Below are 22051 nucleotides of genomic sequence, written 5' to 3'. Positions count from 1 at the left end.
ACCCGGAGAGAGCGCTCGGATGCTGACCGAAACACAAACTGCCGTCCGCGACATGGTTCGCGATTTCGCCCAGAGCGAAATTCGTCCTCACAGCGCGACATTCGAAGCGGAAGGCGGCTATCCGGCAGAATTGTTCGAACGGATCGCGCAACTCGGGTTGATGGGCATGACCGCACCGGAGGACATTGGCGGCGCTGGCGCGGATTATGTCTCCTATGCGCTTGCGCTGATGGAAATCGCCGCTGCCGATGGCGCGCTATCCACCATCCTCTCGATCCAGAACAGCCTGATCGTCTCGGCCCTGCTGAAGGATGGCACGGCGGAACAACGGGCCCGCTTTCTTCCCGACCTGCTATCGGGCCGCGCCATCGGCGCCTTCGCCCTTACCGAAGCGGATGCCGGGTCGGACGCGTCCGCCATCCGCACCCGCGCCGAAAAAGTGCCCGGCGGCTACCGTCTGAACGGCGCCAAGCAGTTCATCACTTCAGGCAAGATCGCTCGCCTCGCCATCGTCTATGCCGTCACCGATGCGGCGGCGGGCAAGCGCGGTATCAGCGCCTTCCTCGTCCCCACCGACCGTCCCGGTTATAGCGTCGACAAGGTCGAGCACAAGCTCGGCCAAGGTGCATCCGACACCTGCGCCATCCGGTTCGAGAATCTGTTCCTGGAGGATGACCTTCGTCTTGGCGCGGAAGGGGCAGGCTATGGCATCGCCCTCTCCAATCTGGAGGCCGGACGCATCGGCATCGCCGCGCAGAGCGTGGGCATGGCGCAAGCCGCGCTCGACATCGCTATCGCCTATGCCAAGGACCGCAACAGTTTCGGCCAGTCGATCATCCAGCATCAGGCGGTCGGTTTCCGCCTTGCGGATCTCGCCACCCGGCTGGAGGCAGCGCGCCAACTCGTCCTGTCCGCGGCTGCCTTGAAGGATGCAGGTGAGCCGGCACTGACGCAGGCCTCCATGGCCAAGCTCTTCGCCTCCGAAACCGCGGAGGCGGTCGTATCGGGCGCGATCCAGACCTTGGGCGGCTATGGCTATCTGGAGGAATTCGGCCTCGCCAAAATCTATCGCGACGTGCGCGTCTGCCAGATTTATGAAGGCACATCGGACATACAGCGGCTGGTCATCGCCAGGGCCCTGTAAATGAGGGCCCTGTAAATACGCTTCGAGGAGAGACATATGAACGACGTCATCATCGCCGGCTACGCCCGCACCCCCATGGGCGGATTTCAGGGCGCATTCTCCGGCGTAAGCGCCACCGAATTGGGCGCGGTCGCGGTCAAGGCAGCCGTCGAGCGCTCGAGCGCCGCGCCGGAAGCCATAGAGCGCATCTATATGGGATGCGTCCTACCCGCCGCCTTGGGTCAGGCTCCCGCGCGTCAGGCCGCGTTGGCCGCGGGCCTGCCGCAGTCGGTCGAGGCCACGACCGTCAACAAGATGTGCGGATCGGGCATGCAGGCCGCGATCATGGCCGCCGAAGCGATTGCCGCAGGTTCCGTCGATATCGTCATCGCGGGCGGCATGGAGAGCATGACCAATGCTCCCTATGCCCTCCCCAAGCACCGGTCCGGCGCGCGCATCGGTCACGACCGGATCATCGATACGATGATGATGGATGGGCTTGAGGACGCCTATGACCGCGGCAAGCCCATGGGTGCCTTTGCCGAGGATACGGCGCGCGACTATCAGTTCACCCGTGCGGAAATGGATGCCTATGCGATGGAGAGCCTCGCCCGCGCCAAGGCGGCCATCGACAGCGGTGCCTTTGCAGGCGAAGTCGTGCCCGTCACGGTCAAGACCCGCAGTGGGGAAATCCAGATCGATACCGACGAACAACCCGGCAATGCGAAGCCCGAGAAAATCCCTTCGTTGAAACCTGCCTTCGCCAAGGATGGCGCCATCACCGCCGCCTCCTCCGCCTCGATTTCAGACGGTGCGGCAGCTTTGGTGCTGACCAGCGCCGACGTGGCGGAAAAGCTGGGCCTGGCGAGGGAAGCCCGCATCGTAGCCACCGCCGCCCATGCCCATGCGCCTGCGCTGTTCACCACCGCCCCGGTCTTCGCGATCCGCAAGGCGCTGGAAAAGGCCGGCTGGTCCGCCAGCGACGTCGACCTCTATGAAGTCAACGAGGCCTTCGCCACCGTCGCCATGATCGCGATGCGCGACCTCGACATTCCGCATGACAAGATCAACGTCAATGGCGGCGCCACCGCCCTTGGCCATCCCATTGGCGCCAGCGGCGCGCGGATCATCGCCACGCTGATCGCCGCATTGAAGGCGCGCGGCCTCAGGAAAGGCGTTGCGGCACTATGCATCGGCGGCGGTGAAGCCACTGCGGTGGCGCTGGAAATTCTCTAAAAGGGCGACGGATAGGAACATCGCCTCGGCAGCGCGATCAGCATGGCCCCGAAATAGGCGGCTGCATCCTTCCGAGCGGTACGGATTGCCAATCCCCATCCCGCAACGATAAAGGAAGGACGACGGTTGGGGCAGGCCCGGACTTTTTACCGCAATCATGCCGAGGCAAAGAACGGTCCATGGACGACATGACCAGCAGCACGGCCGATCCGGCCGGTACGCTCAGCCAGCGCGATCATCCGCTGCGCGCCTCCCTGTCCCGGGAAATGCATATTCGCGGCCTGCCCCGCTTCGATGCACCGGCAATCGCCCTGCAATTCGTATTGCTGGTCGATGAAGCGCAGGCCCGGGATAGTCTTGTCCTTCTTGCCGAACGATTTCCCACGCTCAATCCTGGCGATCGTTTCTTCACGGACCATATCGGCGATCTTCATTTTTCCTGGGAGCGCCACACGGAATTCATGACTTACAGCTTTCTCGCTCCGGTCGAGGGCGGGTCGCTGTTCGATCTTGCGCCATTTGGCGACGTGGCGCGCTGGATAGCTGCGTTCCCCGGCCAGGTGATCCGCTCGACCCATATCTCCCTGGTCAAGGACGAGCCACCCTTCGCCAGCATCGCTGCGCATTTCGCCACCGACGACCTCATCATCTCCGATGTCGCCGACGGCCAAGCGCGCATCTGGGGCGACTTCCGCCTGCACAGCGACGGCTTCGGCCGGCTGCTCATCCATGACAAGGGGTTGCAGGGTGGCGAAAGCTCTCAACTCGTGCAACGGTTGCAGGAATTGGGCAATTACCGGAAGATCGCCCTGCTCGGTCTGCCCGAGGCGCAACGGGCCACCCCGCTGCTGACGGGGCTGGAACAGCGATTGACTGCCATCACCACCCGCCTGGCGCAAAAGGATGCCGATGACGATCAGGCATTGGAGCACCTCACCTCGCTCAGCGCCGAGCTCGCCGAGATCGTCGCGCGCACCCGCTACCGCATGAGCGCGACGGAGGCCTATGCCGAAATCTGCCGCGATCGCATCCGCCGCCTCGGTGTGCTTCCCGTCCGGGGCTATCGCTCGCTTGACGATTTCACCGAGCGCAGGCTGCTACCGGCCATGCGCACTTGCGATGCCTTCACCCGGCGCCAGGAGGACCTTGCCCAGCGCGTGGCATGGACCAGCGCCCTTCTGCGGACCCGTGTGGACACTGCGCTGGCCCGGCGCAATCGGGATTTGCTGGCATCGATGGATCGCCGTACCGGATTGCAACTGCGCCTGCAACATACGGTTGAAGGGCTGTCCGTGGTGGCCATCAGCTATTATGCGCTGGGTCTGTGGCACCATCTCCGGGAAGCGCTGGAGCATCAGGGCCTTCATCTGCCCGGCTGGGTCGATCTGGCGCTATTTCCCGTCACGATCGCTGCCGTCTTCCTGGGCATCCGCCAGATCAGGAAGGTCAAGAAATCGTCGGCCAGAAACGATCATTAGAGCGGTTTGCGATCTGCTTCGATCAACCTTGGGCAGTACGTTCGCGGTAACGACGCGCTTCCGCATGGGGGCTGTGGTGGCGATCTTGGCGGGCTTTCCGACGGTCGGGAGTTGTTCTTCGAAGATATGAAGGGGATGGCGTAGGAGCACTCGCAATGGCGGCATCTGCCCGACGAGTTGAGACCAAATCATAGGAGGGCGACCAAAGCGCATTAGTCGAGGTGCATGGCGGCCACTAAATTTCTCGCATCGGCTCTATCCAGCGAGAATCATCATGTCCCAGCAACGCCATATCAAACTCGGTTTCATCCTGCACGGCGTGGGCCGCACATGGAACGACTGGCGCCACCCCGACCGTGATGTCAACGCCAGCACCAGCCTCGCCCTCTATCAGAAGCAGGCTGCAACGGCCGAGCGCGGCAAATTCGACTTCCTCTTCGTCGCCGACAGCTTGTCGATCACGGAAAAGTCCAGCCCGCATTATCTGAACCGCTTCGAGCCGATCACCATCCTATCCGCGCTAGCGGCCACGACATCCCGCATCGGGTTGGTGGCGACGCTGACCGTCAGCTATTCCGAGCCATTCAACGTCGCGCGCCAGTTCGCCTCGCTCGATCATCTAAGTGGCGGACGGGCAGGATGGAACATCGTGACCTCCTGGCTGGGCGATACCGCGGCCAATTTCAGCAAGACCGAACATCCGCCCCATGCCCTGCGCTATCGCATCGCCAGTGAATATCTCGACGTGGTTCAGGGCCTGTGGGACAGCTGGGAGGATGGCGCCCATGTCGCGGACAAGGAAAGTGGCCAATTCGTCGATCCCGAGCGGCTCCACCGCCTCGACCACAAGGGCGAATTCTTCCAGGTGCGCGGTCCGCTCAACATCAAGCGGACTCCGCAGGGGCAGCCGGTCATCTTTCAGGCGGGCGCCTCGGACGACGGACGCAATTTCGCGGCGAAACAGGCGGAGGTCATCTTCACCCACGCCGAAGACGAGACGGCCGGACAGGCCTATTATGCCGATGTGAAAGCCAGGGCCAGAAGCTTTGGCCGGAATCCCGACCTGTTGTTCATCCTGCCAGGCATTGCGCCCATCGTGGGGGAGACGGACGAGGATGCGGAAGCGCGTTATCGCGAGTTGGCGGCACTGGAATCGATCGACACCGGCCTCGGCTTCCTGTCCCGGACCTTCAACGATCATGATTTCCGCCAATATGATCTCGACGGGCCCTTTCCCGATGTCGAACATATCGGATTCAACAGCCAGCAAAGCGCATCGCAAAAGGTCCTGGCCATGGTGCGAGCGGAAAATCTGACGCTGCGTCAGACGGCGGAACGCCTGGCGACGCCGCGCGGTGTCTTCATCGGCTCGCCCGAGACCGTGGCGGATCGTTTGCAGCAATGGTTCGAAGGCGGCGCAGCCGACGGCTTTGTCTTCTTCGAACCCCTTCCCGGACAGCTCGATCTGTTCGTCGACAAGGTGATCCCGATCCTTCAGGCGCGCGGCCTGTTCCGCACCGATTATGAAGGCACCACCTTCCGCGAGCATCTGGGTCTTCCGGTCCCCGAAAACCGCTATGCACGCAAGCCGGAGGTCCCGCCCGCCATTGCTGCCGAGTGATAGACGGGAGGACCGCCCCGAACTTGCTGGGTCATCGGTGGCAAAATCGCAGCTCGCAGGGAGGCAGCACGGGGCATTTGCACGGCTGTTGGCCACTCTCCGCTACTGCGCTAAGCCGCACGTCGCTGACCGACACTCACGAAAGAAGAATGATAGGGCCGATCAATCCCCAAGGAACGAGCGGCCCCAGACCTTTCCGTTCAAAGCGGCTGTATCGCTTTACCCGCCATTTCGATCGATTTGGTCGAGGACGGCGTCCGCTTCCGGCCGGTCCACCCAGTCGGGGCTGACCTGCAACCAGCGCACGACGCGGCCGGGGCCAACCAGGAGGAAAGCGGGTTGGGGCAATTCCCAGCTCCCCGTGCCCGTCACTTCACCGATCCAGCCGGATGGCGGCGGCGACGGACGATGGTCTGGCTCGAAACTGATATGCAGCAACCGCGCCAGGCCATTATCGGCATCGGTCGCGACCAGGAAGGGCAGATCGTGCCGGACCTTTATGTCTCGCAACAGATGGGATAGCTGGGGGCTGAGCGCCACAAGCGGAATATGCCGCTGCCTGAGGGCAGGGAACAATCTTTCGGCATAATAAGGCAAGGCGATGTTGCAGGCCGGACAGCCCGCGAAGCGGAAGAAGACGAACAGCGCCGGGCCTTCTGCGGTGAGATCATCCAGCCTCAATGTGCCGCCATCCACCTCCGCGAAGGACAGGGGCGGCAGGACGTCGCCGGGCTGAGCTACGGCAGCGGGATCGAAGCGCTCCAGCAACTGGGTGCGTTGCCTTTTGTTGCCCTCAAGCTGGGCCGGGGACCAGCTTCTCTCCCGCTCCGCCTGCAAGGCAGCATAGCGGGATTTGAGTGTTTCATTGACTATGGTGGCCATGATGATCTCCTTCACCGTGCACACCCCGTTCTGGCGATCGCGACCAGCGTCCGCCAATGAGACTTGCCCTGACAATCACGAGAATTGCTGATCTGGTCGAGGCTTTCCCGCGACGACCGGGGAAATCTGCTGTCGGTTTCAAATATGTCTGGCTGTAGTCAGAGATAAGGCTGGCATTCGTCCCATCACGCCCGCCAGACTTTGCTGGATTGCGCCGCCAAAACTCCGACAACCAATTCCTATCCGATCAGATCACCGGCCGACAGCATATCGGCCGCATGCGAAAGCATGGGCAACTGTTAGGAGAATGCCCACGCCTCGGATGCCTTTGCCATAGCAGAATGCCGAAAGCTTTCCTCAGGCGTCGAATCCGGGGGATTGGCGCTGCGCCTTGCGGAGCGCGGCCTCCCAGACGAGGTCGTAATGCGATCGGGCGCCCTCCACCGGCTTGCGGTCCCGATTCATCTGGCGTCGGACTTCCTCCTGCGCGGCTTCGGGGGCGATCAGCACATTGTCGCGGCCGACGGCAAGGCTGCGGACCTGTGCCTTGCACGCTTCCTCCAGATGATAGATGCCGCTGAACGCCTCGCCCGGCGTCGATCCCAATGCCAGCGTGCCGTGATTGCGCAGCAGCATGACCTTGGTATTGCCAAGATCGGCTACCAGCCGCTCCCGCTCATCCAGGTTGAGCGCCACGCCTTCATAGTCATGATAGGACAGACCAGGGATCAGCGCGAGGGCGCGCTGGTTGAGCGGCAGCAGCCCTTCGGCATGTGCCGACACCGCCACGCCATCGGCGCTGTGGAAATGGGCGATATAATGGGCATCTTCCCGCGCGCCGTGGATCGCGCTGTGGATCACATAGCCGGCATAGTTGATGCCGTAATCATTTTCCCCGATGACATTGCCGTCCAGGTCCACCTTGACCAGACTGGACGCCGTGATCTCATCGAACATCAGGCCGAAGGGGTTGATCAGGAAATGATGCTCCGGCCCCGGCGCGCGGGCGGAGATATGGGTATAGATGAAATCGTCCCAGCCATAGAGGGCGGACAGGCGATAGAAAGCGGCAAGATCGACGCGGACCTTCCATTCCGCTTCGCTGATCCCCGACTGGCGGAAACGGTCGTCCTTCAAGACTGTGGCCATGGCGCTGCTCCTTTGCGCGGGATTTTAGGGAAGCGGCAGGGCGCCGCCCAATGAGAATGGCTGATAAATGGATTGGCGCTGCTCATGCAGGGAATATCCCCGGATCGACGATGGAGGCGACATCGATATGGGCGGGCAGTTCGCCATCGGCATGGAAGCGGTCGACCACCCGTTGCAACGTCTTCACCACCGCCGCATCGGGTGCGATGAGCAGCGGGTTCTGCCGTTCCACGATCAGGGTGGCGAGTTTGGGATCGACCTTCGTCTGCCGGGTGAAGATACGGGCATAGTCGGCGGGATGCGCCCGCGACCATAGGCTCGCCTTGCGGAGGCGAGTGAGGACATCCCGCAGGGCTTCGCGCTTCGCCGGATCGTCGAGTGCGGTCTGGGAGGCGGCGATCAGGGTCAGGCCGCTATTGATACCGTCCCCATCGCGCAACACGCGCGCGCCGCGTTGTTCCGCCGCGATCTGATAGGTGCCGAAGGTCGCCCATGCCTCTATCTGCCCGGCGGCGAAGGCGGCTGCGGCGTCATTGGGCAGCATGAAGCCGATGTCGACCTTTCGCCGGTCGAGCTTCGTTTCCTTGAGCGCTTCGAGCAGCAGATAATGGGATATGCTGCCCCGCGCGCTCGACACGATCACGCGCTTGCCCGCAAGGCCCGCGACCGACCGGATCGGAGAGCCGCCGGGAACGATGATGCCAATGTCCTTGGTCGAGGAGATCGAGCCCGCAATGATCTTCAGCGGCACGCCCGCCGATGCCGCCAGCACGACCGGCAGGTCGCCCGCCGGAGCGATATCGACCGCGCCTGCGTTGAGCGCCTCCAGCAGCGGCGCGGCGCCGACGAAATTCGCCCATTCCACATCGTAGGACAGGTCGTTGAGGGCGCCCGCCGCCTCCGCCTTCGACTGGAGGAGATGGACCTGATCGCCCAGCACCAGTTTCGTGCGCCTATTTTTCCCTGCGCACGCGGCAAGGCAGACCGCGGCCGCGCCGGCCAGGAAGATCCGACGATCAGAAAGCAAGCGCGATCCGTCCATAATAATAGCCTCCCGCCGGATTGAAGGGCGACGGACCATAATAGCCCTGGCCCGTCTGGGGATTGCCCGGCCCGTTGGTTTCGGGGCGGACGTCGAACAGGTTGGTGGCGCCGGCCGAAAGCGTGGCGAACTGCGTCACCTTCGCGCTGATGCTGGCGTCGGTGATGATCTTCGCGCCGAAATGCCGGTCGTCGCCCGCTGCCGTGCGCTGCGTATATTTGCCATAGCGGGTGGCGGTGAGGCTGAAGCCGAAAATGCCCTTGCTCCAGTTGAGCGTGCTGACCAGCTTCGTATGCGGCTGGAGCACTTCCAGCTCCCCGATCTTGTCGCCGCCGAAGAAGACCGACCCCGCGCCCAGCAGCGAAGCGCCGGTGGGACCGAAGAGTTGCGACGGGGTAGCGACGACATCCGTCACCTTCGTCTTCGAATAGTTGAAGGCGAAGGTCAGCCCTAGCTTGCCCAGATCGCCAAGGTTTTTGGAATAGTCAGCGACCAGATCGAAACCCTTGGTCGTGGTGTCGGCGGCGTTGATGAAATATTCGGCCTGCTCGATGTCCGACAGGCCGTAGGCGGCAAGGATGGCGGAAATGCCCGTGCCGAACAAACGGCCGGTGCGCTCGATCCGGTTCTTGATGCGGATATAATAGCCATCGAGCGTCACCGACAGGGCAGGCGCAGGCGCGAAGACGAAGCCCAGCCCCGCATTCCATGTCTTCTCCGCCTTGAGCGGCTTGGCGCCCAGCAACTGGCCGACGGCGGAATCCGCCGTCACCAGCTTCGCGACGGTGGGCCTGAGTTCCGTCTGCCCGGTCTGCATGTTGAAAAAGGAGGAGGTGCGTCCATCGGTCTGCGCATAGCCGATCTGCGTCAGCGACGGCGCGCGGAAGCCGGTGCCGACCGTGCCGCGAATGGCGAAGGCAGGGCTGATCTCATAGCGGCTGTTGAGCTTCAGGCCGACCGGGCTTCCGGAACCGTCGCTATAATGTTCGGCGCGGACCGCAGCGCCGATATACCATGCATCGAGCGGATAGATGCCAAGGTCGACATAGCCCGCATAAACCTTGCGGCCGATATCAGCCTCATCAGCGGGCGACAGCACGATCGCCCCCTGCACCACGGGCGAGGCGGTGACGCCGACATTCCAGTCATACTGCTGGTCGCCGGGCTGGAAACGATAGGTCGCCGGTTGATAAGCCAGAGGATCGCCCGCGAAGGTCCGGAAGCGATCGAGTCGATATTCGCCGCCGACGGAGATTTGCAGCGGCTTGGCCAGACCGATTTCGACTTCCCGGTGAAGTTCGACATTGTGGGTCCATTGCCGGAACTCGAAATTGGCGAGATTGGGCCAGCTTGTCGGACTGTTCGCCCCGAGCGAGGGACGGACCGACAATTTCGAATATTGATGACTATAGTTGCGGCCGAAAGAGGAACTGACATCATAGTCCCAGCCCCAGAGTACGCCCCTCAAACCGCCGACGAACTGAAAATCATTCTCGTCGATATTGTTGAGGGGGTAATAGCCGTCCGGGAAAAGTGCGGTGAAATTGGCGGTGCTATTGGGACGGCGGAAATTATTGCCGATTTGGGCGTCGCGCTCGCCATAGGTGCCGAAGCTGTAGAGGGTGACATTCTCCGTCACCGGCAGTTCCGCATTATAGGACAGGTTGAACGCCTTGATCTGCGGGTCGCCATTATGCGCGCCGTCGCGACTCCATTGCGCGTTGCGGGCATTGGCCTGGGCGACATTGGCCAGCACCTGATCGCGGGTCAGGCCGCTGGTCGCCACTACCTGATCGACCGTGCGGTTGGCGGGCAGGCCATAGATGTTCGTATCGGTCGCGGGCAGATTCCACCAGGCGCCGCCGCGCTTGCGAATGTCGCCGCTCAGGGTCAGGAAGCCGCCGTCACCGATCTTCGTGCCGTAACGGATCGTGCCCTTCCAGCTATCTGGCTTGCCATTGGCGTTATAGAGCGTCCCATAGGTGAAATCGCCGCTCAGCCCCTCCTTCTCAGCCAATTGGATGTTGATGACCCCGGCTATGGCGTCGGTGCCATATTGGGCGGCGGCGCTGTCCTTCAGCACCTCGATCCGGTTGATCGCGCTGGTCGGGATGAGGTCGATGTCGACCGGATTCGCGCCAGATGTATCGGCAGTCGAATTGTTGAGGAAAGCGCCGTTGTGCCGCCGCTTGCCGTTGACCAACACCAGCGTATAGGCGGGCGCAAGGCCGCGATTGGTGACCGGACGCCCGATCGAGAACACGCCCGCATGGGTCGCGCCGAAATTGAGCGAAGGCAGCAGCTTGGACAGGGCTTCACCGAACTCGGCCGAGCCGGTGGCCTGCAATTTCTCCGCGCTCACTACGTCGATCGGCGCAGGACTTTCCGCCACGGTACGCGGTGCACCGCGCACGCCCGTCACGATAATGGCGCCAGCATCGTTGGCAGCTTCCGCCGCAACGCCCTCAGTTGCTGCGGCGGTTTGCGCGAACAAGGGAACAGTCGTCAGTAAGACGATCGCAATTGCAGTCGAGCACAGAAAATAGTTTTCATTGTTCATGGCATATCCCCCATCACATGGGGATCATCTATTTACTATCAAATTGATTGAGAAATGACTTTACCATTACATCTATGAATATATTTGAATTTAATTTATTCTATATAGGGACGAAATTCAGCTTTACCCGCCTTTACCGAAGTCGGGATCGAAGGCATCGGCGACCACCCGCTTGCCATCAATCAAGCCGGCCTTCTGGAAACGGTGGGTAATGTCCTGTTCGTGTGCGATGATCTTGCCGTCGATGGGTTGCGCCACACGGTTGTTGCGGTCGAAACTTGCGCGCGCGATGTCGAGCGGCAGACCGGTTTCCTTCGCCAGAACCTGCGCGAACTCATCCGGATGCGCCCGCGCCCAGTCGACGGCCCTTGCCTCCCTCCGGAGAAAATCCGCAAGCAAGGCGCGCTTCGATCCGATGGAGTCGGCATAGGCAATGTCGATATAATTGGGCAGGCCGTAATCCTTCGCATCGACCACCGCGCGTGCGCCTTCCTTGATCGCCACATTCGTATAGGGCGTCCAGGTGGACCAGGCGTCGATCGCGCCGCTGTCGAAGGCGGCCTTGGCATCGCCGGGCGGCAGGAAGGTGACGCGCACCCTGTCCGCCGGGATATGCGCCCGTTCGAGCGCCTGAAGCAGCAGATGATGACCGATCGATCCACGCGTGGTGGCGATCGATTTGCCGATCAGATTCTGTATCGACCGCGCGGGCGAGCCGTCCTTCACCAATATGGCCAGCGCCTCCGCAGCCTGGGCAGCGGGCGCCTGCACCCCGATGGCCTTGATCGGGCTACCGCTTTGATAGGCGAAGATGAAGGGCGCGTCGGCCGCCAGGCCGAGATCCGCCGCACCGCCACCCACCGCCTCCAGCAAGGGTTGGGCTGCCGGAAATTCCGACCACTCGACCGTATAAGGCGCATCATTGAGAACGCCCGAGGCGATCATCATGGATTTGACCTGCCCCTTCTGGTTGGCGACGCGCAGCACCCGATCATCGCTGCCGCCAAATTTCGCGGCGGCGAGACCAAAGCCCGCCGCCGCAACCAGTATCACCGCGATGATCGCGCCCCTGTTTTTCGCCATTTCAGCCCGCCAACGCCAGACCGTTCTTTTCCCGATCGGCGACCTTACGCCGCACGACAGGGAGAAGTTCCCGGCCATAGAGGATGGAGTCGCCCAACGGATCGAAGCCGCGGATCAGGAAATGGTCGATGCCGATATCATAATAATCGAGCATCGCGTCCGCCACCTGCTCGGGCGTACCGACCAGCCCCGTGCTGTTGCCGGCCGCACCCGTCAGGGCCGCAACGCCGGTCCACAGCCGCTTGTCCTGCCGATTGACGCTCGCCGTTTCGAGCAGGCGAAGCGATCCGGCATTGGGCGGACGGTGGCCGGTCAGCGGCAGTCCAGCGGCGATCCGGTTTTCGCGCACCTGCTCTTCGATCTCGGCCGCGCGCTTCCACGCCGCCTCTTCCGTGTCCGCGATCACAGGCCGCAATGAAAGGGAGAAGCCGGGATCGCGACCGAAACGCGCCGCCGATCGGCGCACCTGCCGGACAGTATCCTGCACCGCCTCCAGCGTTTCGCCCCAAAGGGCGTAGACATCGGCATGCTGCCCCGCGACCTCGATCGCTTCCGGCGACGAACCGCCGAAGAAAACCGGTAGATTGTCGGGCTTGATGGCGCTGAACGCCTGCTTCACGTCGTAGAATCTGCCCTGATGGTCGAATGGCCTAGCCGCCGTCCATTCCTGCCGCAGGATGGTAAGATATTCGTCAGTGCGGGCGTAGCGTTCCGCCTTCACGCTCCTGGTATCGCCGTCCCGCGCCATTTCATCGTCGGCGCCGCCGGTGATGATGTGGACCGCCACACGCCCGCCCGACAACTGATCCAGCGTCGCCAGTTGCCGCGCGGCAACGGTCGGCTGGGTGAAGCCGGGCCGATGCGCCACCAGGAAACCCAGGGTCGAGGTAATGGCCGCCGCATGGGCTGCAACGATCTGGCTTTCCGGGCTGTTGGAACTGAAGGGTATCAATACGCGGTCGAAGCCCCCCTCTTCCTGGGCCTTGGCTGATGCCTCGACATAATCCTTGTCGAGGACACGGCTTCGTACGGCCGCCTGGGTTTCAGAGGCATTATTGAAGCCGATATAGCCGATAAACTTGACGCTCATGGTAACCTCTCAATTCAGATCACGAAAAAGCCGTGAGTGCCGTCGCGCTCCAGTTGAGCGACAAGACCATATTCCCAGTCGAGATAGGCCTGCATGGCCGCCGCCTTGTTGTCCGTTCCTTCATAGGGGCGCTTGTAGCGGCCCTCCGGCCCGCGCGGACTGGGGGCACCATCTGGTCCTTTTTCCAGCGCTACCGTGGCCCAGTCGACATCGAGTACGAACACCTCCCACCCCAGTTGCGCGAGCCAGGATGCAGTCATATCGGCGCGCGGGCCAATGTCATCGGTGACGACGATGCGCGCGCCCCGTACCGGGGCATTATGGTCGGTTTCCTGAACGAGTTGACCACCTTGTGCATTGCGGAAGCCAGGCAGATGACCGCTTTCATATTCACGCGGCTGGCGTACATCGTAAAGATAGAGGGTACGTGCATCGTCAGCCTTCAACGCCTCCAGTTCGTCCCATCCGATGCGCTTCACCCCAGCGCGATAGGCAACATCGCGAGCATGGGCGCGGGCATCCTCGGCAGAGCGATTGTCGATCTCCGGCGCGACGCGGGTCTGGCCGGTCTCCAGTTCCTGTCCCGCCAGCGTCCAGCCGATCGTACCGTTGCGCAGGGCGAAGATCGGGTTGGGCAAACCGGCATTGACCAGCGACTGGGTACCGATGATCGACCGGGTCCGGCCCGCGCAATTGACGATGATCGTGGTATCGGGATCAGGCGCGATGGACCTGGCGCGCAGCACCAGTTCCGCGCCGGGAACGCTGGTGCCGGTCGGGATACTCATCGTGTTATATTCGTCGTAACGACGAGCGTCGAGGATCGCGATATCGGCCTTTTCCCTGATCAGCGCCTGCACCTCTTCCGCCGCCAGGCTGGGCGTATGGCGGCGATGCTCGACCAACTCGCCAAAGGCCTTGGAATAGCTGTTCACATCCTCGAACAGCTCATAGCCCGCAGCGCGCCAGCCATCGAGGCCGCCCTCCAGTTCGCGGACGTCGGTATAGCCCAGCCCCTCGAACCGCACGGCCGCCTTGCGTGCCAGCCCTTCACCATTGTCATAGACGACGATCGACGTATCCGGCCGGGGAATGCGCCAACGTGCTTCCTCATCGATCCGGCGCAGCGGAATCTGAGCGGCGAACAAAGGATGGCCCTGCGCGAATTCATGCTCCTCGCGCACGTCGATCAGGGCAATCTCACTGCCCACCAGCAAGGCGCGACGGATATCCTGCGGCGTGGCAAGCTGAATGCGTTCCAGCGTATTGGTGGTCATGCGTTTCTCGATCTGTCCCAGAGGTTGGGGATCACGCCGTTGGCGTAACCCGATATGAAGCTTTTGGCGGTCCCGTCGGCAGCATAGGTCGCCCGCTCGACCGCGCCGATATTGGCGCCATAGACATGGATGCTGATCGACGGCCGATCCACAAGGCCGTTGGTCACGCGATGGATATCCCCGATGCGGGGGGAAACGGCGTCGACTTCGCCCTCACGAAGATATTGCTCACCATGCGCGATCAATCGGCCGTCGGGCGACCGGCGGAAGCGCTCGACCTTCTCGACCCCTCGCAAAATGCCGACCAAACCCCAAACCGTATGATCGTGGACCGGCGTGGACTGGCCGGGTCCCCAGACAAAACTGACGACGCTGAAGCGCTCGCGGCTGTCGCAATGCAGCAGATATTGCTGGTAGCGCTCGGGATGCGGGCGAGTGAATTGCTCCGGCAGCCAATCGTCCCTGGCGATCAGCCGGCTCAACAGGGCACGGCCACTCTCCAATATCGCCCCTTCATCGCGCGTCGCCGCCACCAGATCGGCAAAAGCGGTGACGAAGCCGCGCAGACGCGCGATGTCGGCGGCGCCGTCGGCAGGCCGACTTATCGTCGCGACGGCATTCATTCGGCGGCCTCCGCGATCGGCGCGAAGGGCAGGACAGCGGCGCCATGATCATCATCGCCACCGAGATGGGAGAGCAGCTTTTCCCGCAGATGCCCCGAAAGACCGGACCGTTCCCCCCGCGGAGCCGCAATCCGCTCCTGCGCGACGATGCGCCCCTTGTCGAGCACCAGCACCCGGTCAGCGAGCGCGATCGCTTCCTCCACATCATGGGTCACGATCAACACGGCAGGCCGGTGCGCGCGCCAGAGCGACAGGACGAGTTCATGCATCCTGTAGCGTGTCAGCGCATCCAGCGCGGCGAAGGGTTCATCAAGCAGCAGCAGCTTGGGTTCGCGCACCAGCGCACGGGCAAGCGCGACGCGCTGCGCTTCTCCGCCGGACAGCGTCAGCGGCCAGGCGTCGAGCCGATGGCCAAGCCCGACTTCCTTGAGCGCCGCCTCGCTTCGGTCGCGCACCCGGTCGCCCTTGAGACCCAGGGCCACATTCTTCCATACCGGCTTCCAGGGCAGCAGACGTGCATCCTGAAACACGACCGCGCGCGAGTCGGGGACTTCGACGTCCTGTCCGCGTATCTCATCGAGACCCGCGAGCGTGCGCAACAAGGTTGTCTTGCCGGAACCGGAACGGCCCAGGAGCGCAATGAATTCGCCCGGCGCGATGTCCAGGTCCAGACCGTCGATGATCGTGTTGGCGCCGAAGCGGCGGACGAAGCCGCGCAGCCTCACCACCGGCTCAGGGTGCGGAAGATCGCGGTGATGGGCGGCACTTTGCAGGGCGGAAAATCCGAGACGGGCGTCCATGCTTATTGCTCCACTATGCTGGGGCGCCAGATAAGGGCGCGGGCTTCGATGGCGCGGACCAGCCAGTCGGCGCCAAGGCCGAGAATGGCGTAGACCATGAGGCAGACGACGATGATGTCCGTCCGCATGAAATCGCGGGCATTGTTGATGAGATAACCAAGGCCGGCCGATGCGTTGATCTGCTCCGCCACGACGAGGACCAGGATGGCAACCGACAGCGCATAACGCAGCCCCACCAACAGCGAGGGCAGCGCGGACGGCAGAATGACATGCCAGATCTGTTCCCAGCGGCTGAGCCCGAAGCTTTTCGCCGCATCCAGCAAGCGCAGGTCGACACCCCGGATGCCGCTATAGAGGTTGAGATAGACGGGAAAGACTGCCGCGAAGGCGATAAGCGCGATCTTGGGCGTTTCCCCGATCCCGAACCAGACGATGAACAACGGCGTCAGCGCCAGCACGGGAATGGTCCTTTTGATCTGCATCAGCGGATCGACCGCCAACTCCCCGGTGCGGGACAGTCCTGAGACGAGACCGAGCCCCAGGCCAAGCCCCACCCCTATCAGCAACCCCACCGCGACGCGGGCAAATGACACCAGCAGGTTCGAGGGCAATTCGCCCGACAGCAGCATTTGGGCCAACGTGCCGATCACCGCAGAAGGCGCGGCCAAGGTACGTTCGGGGATAAGGCCGCTGCGCGATCCCAACTCCCAGAGCAGCAGCAGGATGACGGGCGACAGCCAGCGCCCACCGAAGCGTGCGAGGGAAAATCTCCGAACGCCGGAATATCCGGAACTGCGCTTGCCCGCTGCCAAAACCGTCATCAACTCGTCCTCTTGGTAATGAGGAAAAGCCCAACATGAATTCTCTACCAATTCAATTGAGTTTTTATCGCTCCATCTATGAGCGACGCTGATAAGCGGCGATCCGGCGCAAATGACGCTCTATCGATCGCAGAAAATGGCGGGTTTGTGGGCTTCGATCGTTCCGACCAAGATTTTTCTGACCGCTTTAAATCTCTACTATTTTGATTGATATATTTGTATTGATGATAAGAGCGCGACTCCATGCCCGGCCTCGATCGGCTGCGCTTTTCCCTCATGAGGTTTCCATGCCGGTCAATCTGCCTACCAATCTCTTGCGCAGCTTTGTTGCCATCGTCGATACGGGGTCGATGCTGAACGCATCCGAGCAGGTGTTCGTGACCCAGTCCGCGCTCAGCCTCCAAATCAAGCGACTGGAGGAACTGGTGCAGCAGACGCTGTTCCTTCGGGAGGGACGACGGTTGAACCTGACCTCGGCGGGGGAAGTGCTGCTCGATTATGCGCGGCGCGTGCTGCTGCTGCATGATGAGGCCGTCGCGGCGGTCAGTGCAGGCCGTTTTGCCGGACCGGCGCGCATAGGCATGGTGCAGGACTTTGCCGACAGCCTGCTCAGCGGACTCCTGTCGCGTTTTTCCGAACTGCACCCCGATGCGCAAATCTATGCCCGCGTCGCTGGAACCGCGGAGTTGCAGACTCTGCTGGATCGCCGCGAGCTCGACATTTTGCTGGGCTTTGCCGCACCCAACGATCCGCATGCCGTGACCATCGCGCCGATGAGCTGGTATGGCGAAGCGGCGCTTGTCGAGCGGGACGTGATTCCGCTCGCCGTGCTGGAGGAGCCATGCCGGTTCCGCGAAGCCGCCATCCGGGCGCTGGAGGATAGTGGGCTGCAATGGCGGATCGCAGTGGAGACCCCCAATCTGGCGACGCTGAAGGCGGCAGTGGGCGCGGGGCTTGGCGTCACCTGCCGCACCCATCTGTTCCTGGGCGATAGCGAGGCGCTCGAACATGAAAGGTTACCGCAATTGCCACGTGTCGCCGCCATATTGCGCGCAGGCGATAAGCTGGACAAGGCGGCGCATCGTCTCGCCGAACTCGCGCGGGAAACGGTTCAGACGCTCTGAAACTCAATAGCCCCGTGCCGGATCGACGATGTCGCTGGGCTTTTCGCCACGAACGAAGCGAGACAGATCGTCATTCACCTTTTCCAGCAACCGGTGGCGGATGAGATTGTAGTTGCTCGAAATATGCGGCGTCAGTCGCACCCGCGGATGACTGTAGAGTGCGTGGCCTTCGGGCAGCGGCTCCGGATCGGTGACATCCAGGGTCGCAAAGCCCAGCCGTTCTCGATCCAATGCATCGATCAGGGCTTCCTGATCGATCACCGAGCCCCGTGCCACATTGATGAGATGCGCACCCGGCTTGATCCGAGCGAACAGCGCTTCATTGAAGAGATGGCGGGTTTCCGGCGTGCCGGGCACGGCGACGACGATATGGTCCGACGCCGACACCAGCGTTTCGAGATCGCCGACATGCTGCACCCCGCTGATGCCCGATTGCGCGCCGCTCCGCCGCAGCCCGACGACCTGAGCGCCCAGCGCCAGACCGCGCCGCGCCACCGCCGCGCCGATCGCGCCCAGGCCGACGATACCGATGGTCGTTCCCGAAACCCGGCCCAGCGGACGAGGAACCCATTGATCACGGGAGCGGACCGTCGCTGCCTCCAGATTCTTGGCATGGGCGTAAATAGCGGCGATCACATAATCAGCGATCTCCTCCGAAGCGACGCCGCGACCGCAAGTGACTAGCGGCGCGTCCAGCAACCAGCCGGGATAGAAATCCACGCCCGCCGAAGCGCTATAGACCCATTTGAGCCGCCCCGGCCATATTTTGGGCCGCACCTGCGAGGATTGCCGCCAGGCCAGGGAAGGTCGCACCAGCAATATGTCCGCCTCGTTCGCGGCGGTCCACGGCTCATCCTCCGCCACATCGATCAGGGTCGGACCGGAAGGATGCAGGCCCAGGCTGTGATTGAAATCGGGTTCCAGCTGGCTGGCGATGATCAAGGACATGTCAATTCCCCCAGGCGGCGCGCCCATCGCTGGGCCAAAATGACCTATCGACGAAATTCGCGATACAATCTGCGATAACCATGCCTGTCTACTCCGGCCAAGATGCTGCCGCCCTCGGAGCCGATGGCGGCCCCGACAGGAGGGAGATGGATATACGACACGCCCCGTCTCAACATCTAAATATTTCTCAACTGATAAAGTAGATAATTTATTTGTTTCCCTGCCGCGATGCTGCCATGGGTGGCGTCCATGCGGTTCAGATCATTGCCAGGGAGAAGGCCGGTGACCATCATCCACGTCGGAGGCGTAGCTGCTCTACCTCGCTGCCGGCTTCCCTGCGAAGCCGGTCGGTAGCGGTGATATCCGTGTTCAATCTTTTCCCCAACACAATGCTGGACGAATAATGGCTACAGCTCCCAATCTGAGTCACACCCCGGTGTCAGACGAAATCCTGGCCACTTTGCGAGAGGGTTTCGCGAAGACTGCTGCCGAACATGACCGCGATGCTTCCTTTCCTTTCGAAAACTTTTCCGCACTCCATGAGTACGGGCTGTTGGCTCTGACCATTGCTCCCGAAAAAGGCGGCCTGGGAGGAGGACTTTCCGAGACCAGCCGTGTCGTGGCGGAGATTGCCAAGGGCGATCCTTCAACGGCACTCGTCCTCATCATGCAGTATCTGATACATGCCGGCGTTGAAAAGGATCGCTGGCCCGGACATCTGCGCCGACATATCGAGGCCGAGGCGGTCTCGCGGGGAGCGCTCGTGAATGCGCTACGGGTAGAACCAGAACTTGGCACGCCTTCACGCGGCGGTCTACCCGTCACCACGGCACGGCGCGATGGTGATGGCTGGCGCATTTCCGGCCACAAGCTCTTCTCCACAGGAAGCCCGATCCTGAGCTATATGCTCATATGGGGCCGCACCGAAGGCGACGACCCCCATGTCGGCCATTTCCTCGTGCCCGGCAACAGCCCCGGCATTCGCATCGAGGAAACCTGGAACCATGCAGGGATGCGCGCGAGCGGCAGCCATGATGTTATTCTGGAAGACGTGGCCATCCCGTTCGACCATGCGGTGGACCTGCGTCGCCCGGCCGAATGGAACGGAGAAAATTCGGTTCAGACCGCCTGGATGGTGAGCCTTTTGGGTAGCCTGTACGACGCGGTGGCGCAACAGGGCCGTGATTGGTTCGCCCGGTTCGCCCGCACCAGGGTGCCCTCCAATCTGGGCGCGCCCCTGTCGACGCTCTATCGCTATCAGGAATTGCTGGGCCGCATCGATGCGCTCCTGTTGAACAATCGCATCCTGTTGCAGGACCTGGTGCGACGGACCGAAGCAGGAGCCCCCCCGCCTGCATCGGAAACGCTGCTGCTCAAATATATCATCACTGGCAATGCCATCGACGCCGTGGCCCTGGCGGTTGAGGCCACCGGAAATCCGGGTCTCACCCGCAATAATCCGCTCGAACGGCACTATCGCGATGTGTTGTGCAGCCGCGCCCACGCACCGCAGAATGATTCGATCCTTACCCTCGCTGGACGGACCGGTTTCCATCAGGACTGAACCACAGGAATTTTCGAAAGAGGCTTGGCAAGGCCCGTTTTGATGATCGGCGGGGGCCAAGGTCCGGATAATCATTCGCGTGGAAGACACCGCACCGATCGATCTCAAACCACATTTATTCACTGAATTCAGGGCACCGCACATGTGATGTGCAAGGTGCGATGATTGACCCGCTCCAGGGCATACTGCCAGTCAGTCATTGAACCATGATTGGAGAGGCCCTGGCATGACTGAAAAGGCGCGGGATATTGGCGACGGGGGCCAGGGCGGTACGCGGAACGAGGACCATCGCTGGCAAGATGCCATAGAGGAATGGCGCTTGAACTGGCGGATAGGGTTTGCCGCGTTCATAACCATCGGCTTGTCCCACGGCGCCTACCAGGCGCTTTCCAGCCTGTTTGTCCTGCCTTTGCAGGAAGCATTCGGCTGGTCGCGCGGCCAGATTGCTTTCGCCCATTATTCATCCCTGGTCGTCGCCTTCGCAGCGCCTTTCGTGGGTCGCGCAGTGGACCGGTTCGGGGCACGCCGCATCATGCTCTGCGGCATGGTCCTGTCGATCCTCACCTATCTGGGCCTGGCGTCGATGAACGGCGCCCTGGCGCTGTTCTACATGCTCAGCGTCCTTGCCGGCGTCATCGGCCTGTCTGCCAGCGGTCTCACCTGCTCCCGCGTGGTCAGCCAGTCCTTCGTCCGTTCGCGGGGCGTTTCCCTGGCGATCGCACGCAGCGGCCTGGCGCTCGCCAGCGCGGCCTTGCCCACCATCCTTTTCGCCATCATCGCGCGTTTCGGCTGGCGCGCCGGCTATGTGACAGAAGCCTTGCTGGTGTTGATCATCGCATTGCCCGTCGTGTGGTTCTGGATCGGCGATTCCCGCACATCTGCAACCACGGCACGGCACGATTCCGATTCCGATCTGCCGACATGGTTGCACTTGCTGCGGGAGCGGCGCGTGTGGCTGCTGTGCCTGGGCGCCGGGCTCGGTTACGCGCCGGCCACCGCGATCATGACGCAGCTTCAGCCGCTGCTGATCAGCAAGGGCGTTGAGGCCGACGCCGCCGCCGCGCTGGTGGGCATGGCAGGGATTGCGAGTTTCGCCGGGGCGATCGTCACCGGCAGCCTGGTCGATCGCTTCTGGGCGCCGGGCATCGCCTTTCTCTTCGCCTGCGGATCGGCTGCCGGCACCTGCCTGCTGGCGTGGCACGGCGCGGTCGATGGCCCGATGGCCAGCCTCGCCATCCTGTTGATCGGCCTCGGTCTGGGCGCGGAGATCGACGTGGTCGCCTATATGGTGGCGCGCTATTTCGGCATCCGGTCCTTCTCGACCATCTATGGCATGACAGTCTTCTTCATCGCCTTCTCCAGTGCGCTCGGAGCATCCATGCTCGGGGTCGCCTTCGACCGGTACGGCAATTACGATGCTGCCCTGCTGGTCATTGCCGCCAGCTTCATGGCGGCGGGCGGCGTTTACCTGATGATGGGCCGCTATCCCAAGCAACGGGACTGACGCCCGCCGACATAGTCGTGTGCGCCCGCCGGGACGACATGTTCCGATAGTTAGGCCCCTAAAATACTTTTCGTTCAACGCGGGAACCGCAGCCCTTATGCTCCGGCTCGACATCATGACGGAGGA

19 protein-coding genes are annotated in these 22051 nt (G+C 62.4%); 8 read left to right on the top strand and 11 right to left on the bottom strand.

Going from position 1 to position 22051, the window contains the following annotated elements; translation table 11 throughout:
* Positions 1 to 19: 19 nt before the first annotated feature.
* From YP76_RS12780 to YP76_RS12765, 4 genes are all read left to right on the top strand, one after another.
* Positions 20 to 1144: an acyl-CoA dehydrogenase family protein gene (locus YP76_RS12780; protein ID WP_046763955.1), complete on the top strand. Its 1125-nt coding sequence runs from the start codon at positions 20 to 22 to the stop codon at positions 1142 to 1144.
* A 36-nt stretch (positions 1145 to 1180) separates the two neighbouring features.
* Entirely contained in the window at positions 1181 to 2359 is a 1179-nt protein-coding gene (locus YP76_RS12775; RefSeq protein ID WP_046763954.1) for an acetyl-CoA C-acyltransferase, read from the top strand.
* Between the two features lie 179 nt (positions 2360 to 2538).
* Entirely contained in the window at positions 2539 to 3837 is a 1299-nt protein-coding gene (locus YP76_RS12770; RefSeq protein WP_046763953.1) for a DUF3422 domain-containing protein, read from the top strand.
* A 274-nt stretch (positions 3838 to 4111) separates the two neighbouring features.
* Positions 4112 to 5458 (top strand): LLM class flavin-dependent oxidoreductase, encoded by a 1347-nt coding sequence (locus YP76_RS12765; RefSeq protein WP_046763952.1) that lies wholly within the window; start codon positions 4112 to 4114, stop codon positions 5456 to 5458.
* Between the two features lie 219 nt (positions 5459 to 5677).
* Here YP76_RS12765 and YP76_RS12760 read toward each other — a convergent pair whose 3' ends face one another.
* From YP76_RS12760 to YP76_RS12715, 10 genes are all read right to left on the bottom strand, one after another.
* On the bottom strand, positions 5678 to 6340 hold the full coding sequence (locus YP76_RS12760; protein WP_046764128.1) for a peroxiredoxin-like family protein: 663 nt from the start codon (positions 6338 to 6340) through the stop codon (positions 5678 to 5680).
* Between the two features lie 357 nt (positions 6341 to 6697).
* Positions 6698 to 7489 (bottom strand): class II aldolase/adducin family protein, encoded by a 792-nt coding sequence (locus YP76_RS12755; RefSeq protein ID WP_046763951.1) that lies wholly within the window; start codon positions 7487 to 7489, stop codon positions 6698 to 6700.
* Positions 7490 to 7571: 82 nt separating this feature from the next.
* A complete protein-coding gene (locus YP76_RS12750) occupies positions 7572 to 8516 on the bottom strand; it encodes an ABC transporter substrate-binding protein (RefSeq protein ID WP_198147481.1) in 945 nt (314 codons plus the stop codon).
* Positions 8506 to 11091: a TonB-dependent receptor plug domain-containing protein gene (locus YP76_RS12745; protein WP_046763949.1), complete on the bottom strand. Its 2586-nt coding sequence runs from the start codon at positions 11089 to 11091 to the stop codon at positions 8506 to 8508. The genes YP76_RS12750 and YP76_RS12745 overlap by 11 nt, the downstream gene beginning before the upstream one ends.
* Before the next feature lie 123 nt (positions 11092 to 11214).
* Complete coding sequence (locus YP76_RS12740) at positions 11215 to 12174, bottom strand: ABC transporter substrate-binding protein (protein ID WP_046763948.1); 960 nt, start codon at positions 12172 to 12174, stop codon at positions 11215 to 11217.
* A 1-nt stretch (position 12175) separates the two neighbouring features.
* A complete protein-coding gene (locus tag YP76_RS12735) occupies positions 12176 to 13264 on the bottom strand; it encodes an LLM class flavin-dependent oxidoreductase (RefSeq protein WP_046763947.1) in 1089 nt (362 codons plus the stop codon).
* Positions 13265 to 13278: 14 nt separating this feature from the next.
* Entirely contained in the window at positions 13279 to 14541 is a 1263-nt protein-coding gene (locus YP76_RS12730) for a rhodanese-like domain-containing protein (RefSeq protein ID WP_046763946.1), read from the bottom strand.
* Positions 14538 to 15164, bottom strand: a complete 627-nt coding sequence (locus YP76_RS12725; RefSeq protein WP_046763945.1) for a cysteine dioxygenase family protein — start codon at positions 15162 to 15164, stop codon at positions 14538 to 14540. Before YP76_RS12725 ends, YP76_RS12730 begins: the two co-directional genes overlap by 4 nt.
* A complete protein-coding gene (locus YP76_RS12720; RefSeq protein WP_046763944.1) occupies positions 15161 to 15964 on the bottom strand; it encodes an ABC transporter ATP-binding protein in 804 nt (267 codons plus the stop codon). The genes YP76_RS12725 and YP76_RS12720 overlap by 4 nt, the downstream gene beginning before the upstream one ends.
* Before the next feature lie 2 nt (positions 15965 to 15966).
* Entirely contained in the window at positions 15967 to 16785 is an 819-nt protein-coding gene (locus YP76_RS12715) for an ABC transporter permease (RefSeq protein ID WP_046763943.1), read from the bottom strand.
* Positions 16786 to 16863: 78 nt separating this feature from the next.
* Between YP76_RS12715 and YP76_RS29090 the strand changes: the two genes are divergently transcribed.
* Entirely contained in the window at positions 16864 to 16992 is a 129-nt protein-coding gene (locus tag YP76_RS29090; RefSeq protein ID WP_269748643.1) for a hypothetical protein, read from the top strand.
* An 80-nt stretch (positions 16993 to 17072) separates the two neighbouring features.
* A complete protein-coding gene (locus YP76_RS12710; protein WP_046763942.1) occupies positions 17073 to 17909 on the top strand; it encodes a LysR substrate-binding domain-containing protein in 837 nt (278 codons plus the stop codon).
* 3 nt (positions 17910 to 17912) lie between these two features.
* On the opposite strand, the gene YP76_RS12705 is transcribed toward YP76_RS12710, so the two are convergent.
* Positions 17913 to 18857, bottom strand: a complete 945-nt coding sequence (locus YP76_RS12705) for a D-isomer specific 2-hydroxyacid dehydrogenase family protein (protein ID WP_046763941.1) — start codon at positions 18855 to 18857, stop codon at positions 17913 to 17915.
* Between the two features lie 403 nt (positions 18858 to 19260).
* Here YP76_RS12705 and YP76_RS12700 point away from each other — a divergent pair, with 403 nt between their 5' ends.
* Together YP76_RS12700 and YP76_RS12695 are read left to right on the top strand one after the other, a co-directional pair.
* Positions 19261 to 20421 carry an acyl-CoA dehydrogenase family protein gene (locus YP76_RS12700; RefSeq protein ID WP_046763940.1) on the top strand — a complete coding sequence of 387 codons (1161 nt, stop codon included), beginning with the start codon at positions 19261 to 19263 and terminating at the stop codon, positions 20419 to 20421.
* Positions 20422 to 20647: 226 nt separating this feature from the next.
* Positions 20648 to 21925, top strand: coding sequence for an MFS transporter (locus tag YP76_RS12695; protein WP_052757410.1), 1278 nt, complete (start codon positions 20648 to 20650; stop codon positions 21923 to 21925).
* Positions 21926 to 22051 lie beyond the last annotated feature (126 nt).

The sequence above is a fragment of the Sphingobium chungbukense genome, from assembly GCF_001005725.1.
Classification (GTDB): Bacteria; Pseudomonadota; Alphaproteobacteria; order Sphingomonadales; family Sphingomonadaceae; genus Sphingobium; species Sphingobium chungbukense.
This window is presented reverse-complemented; position numbering and strand designations above follow the sequence as displayed.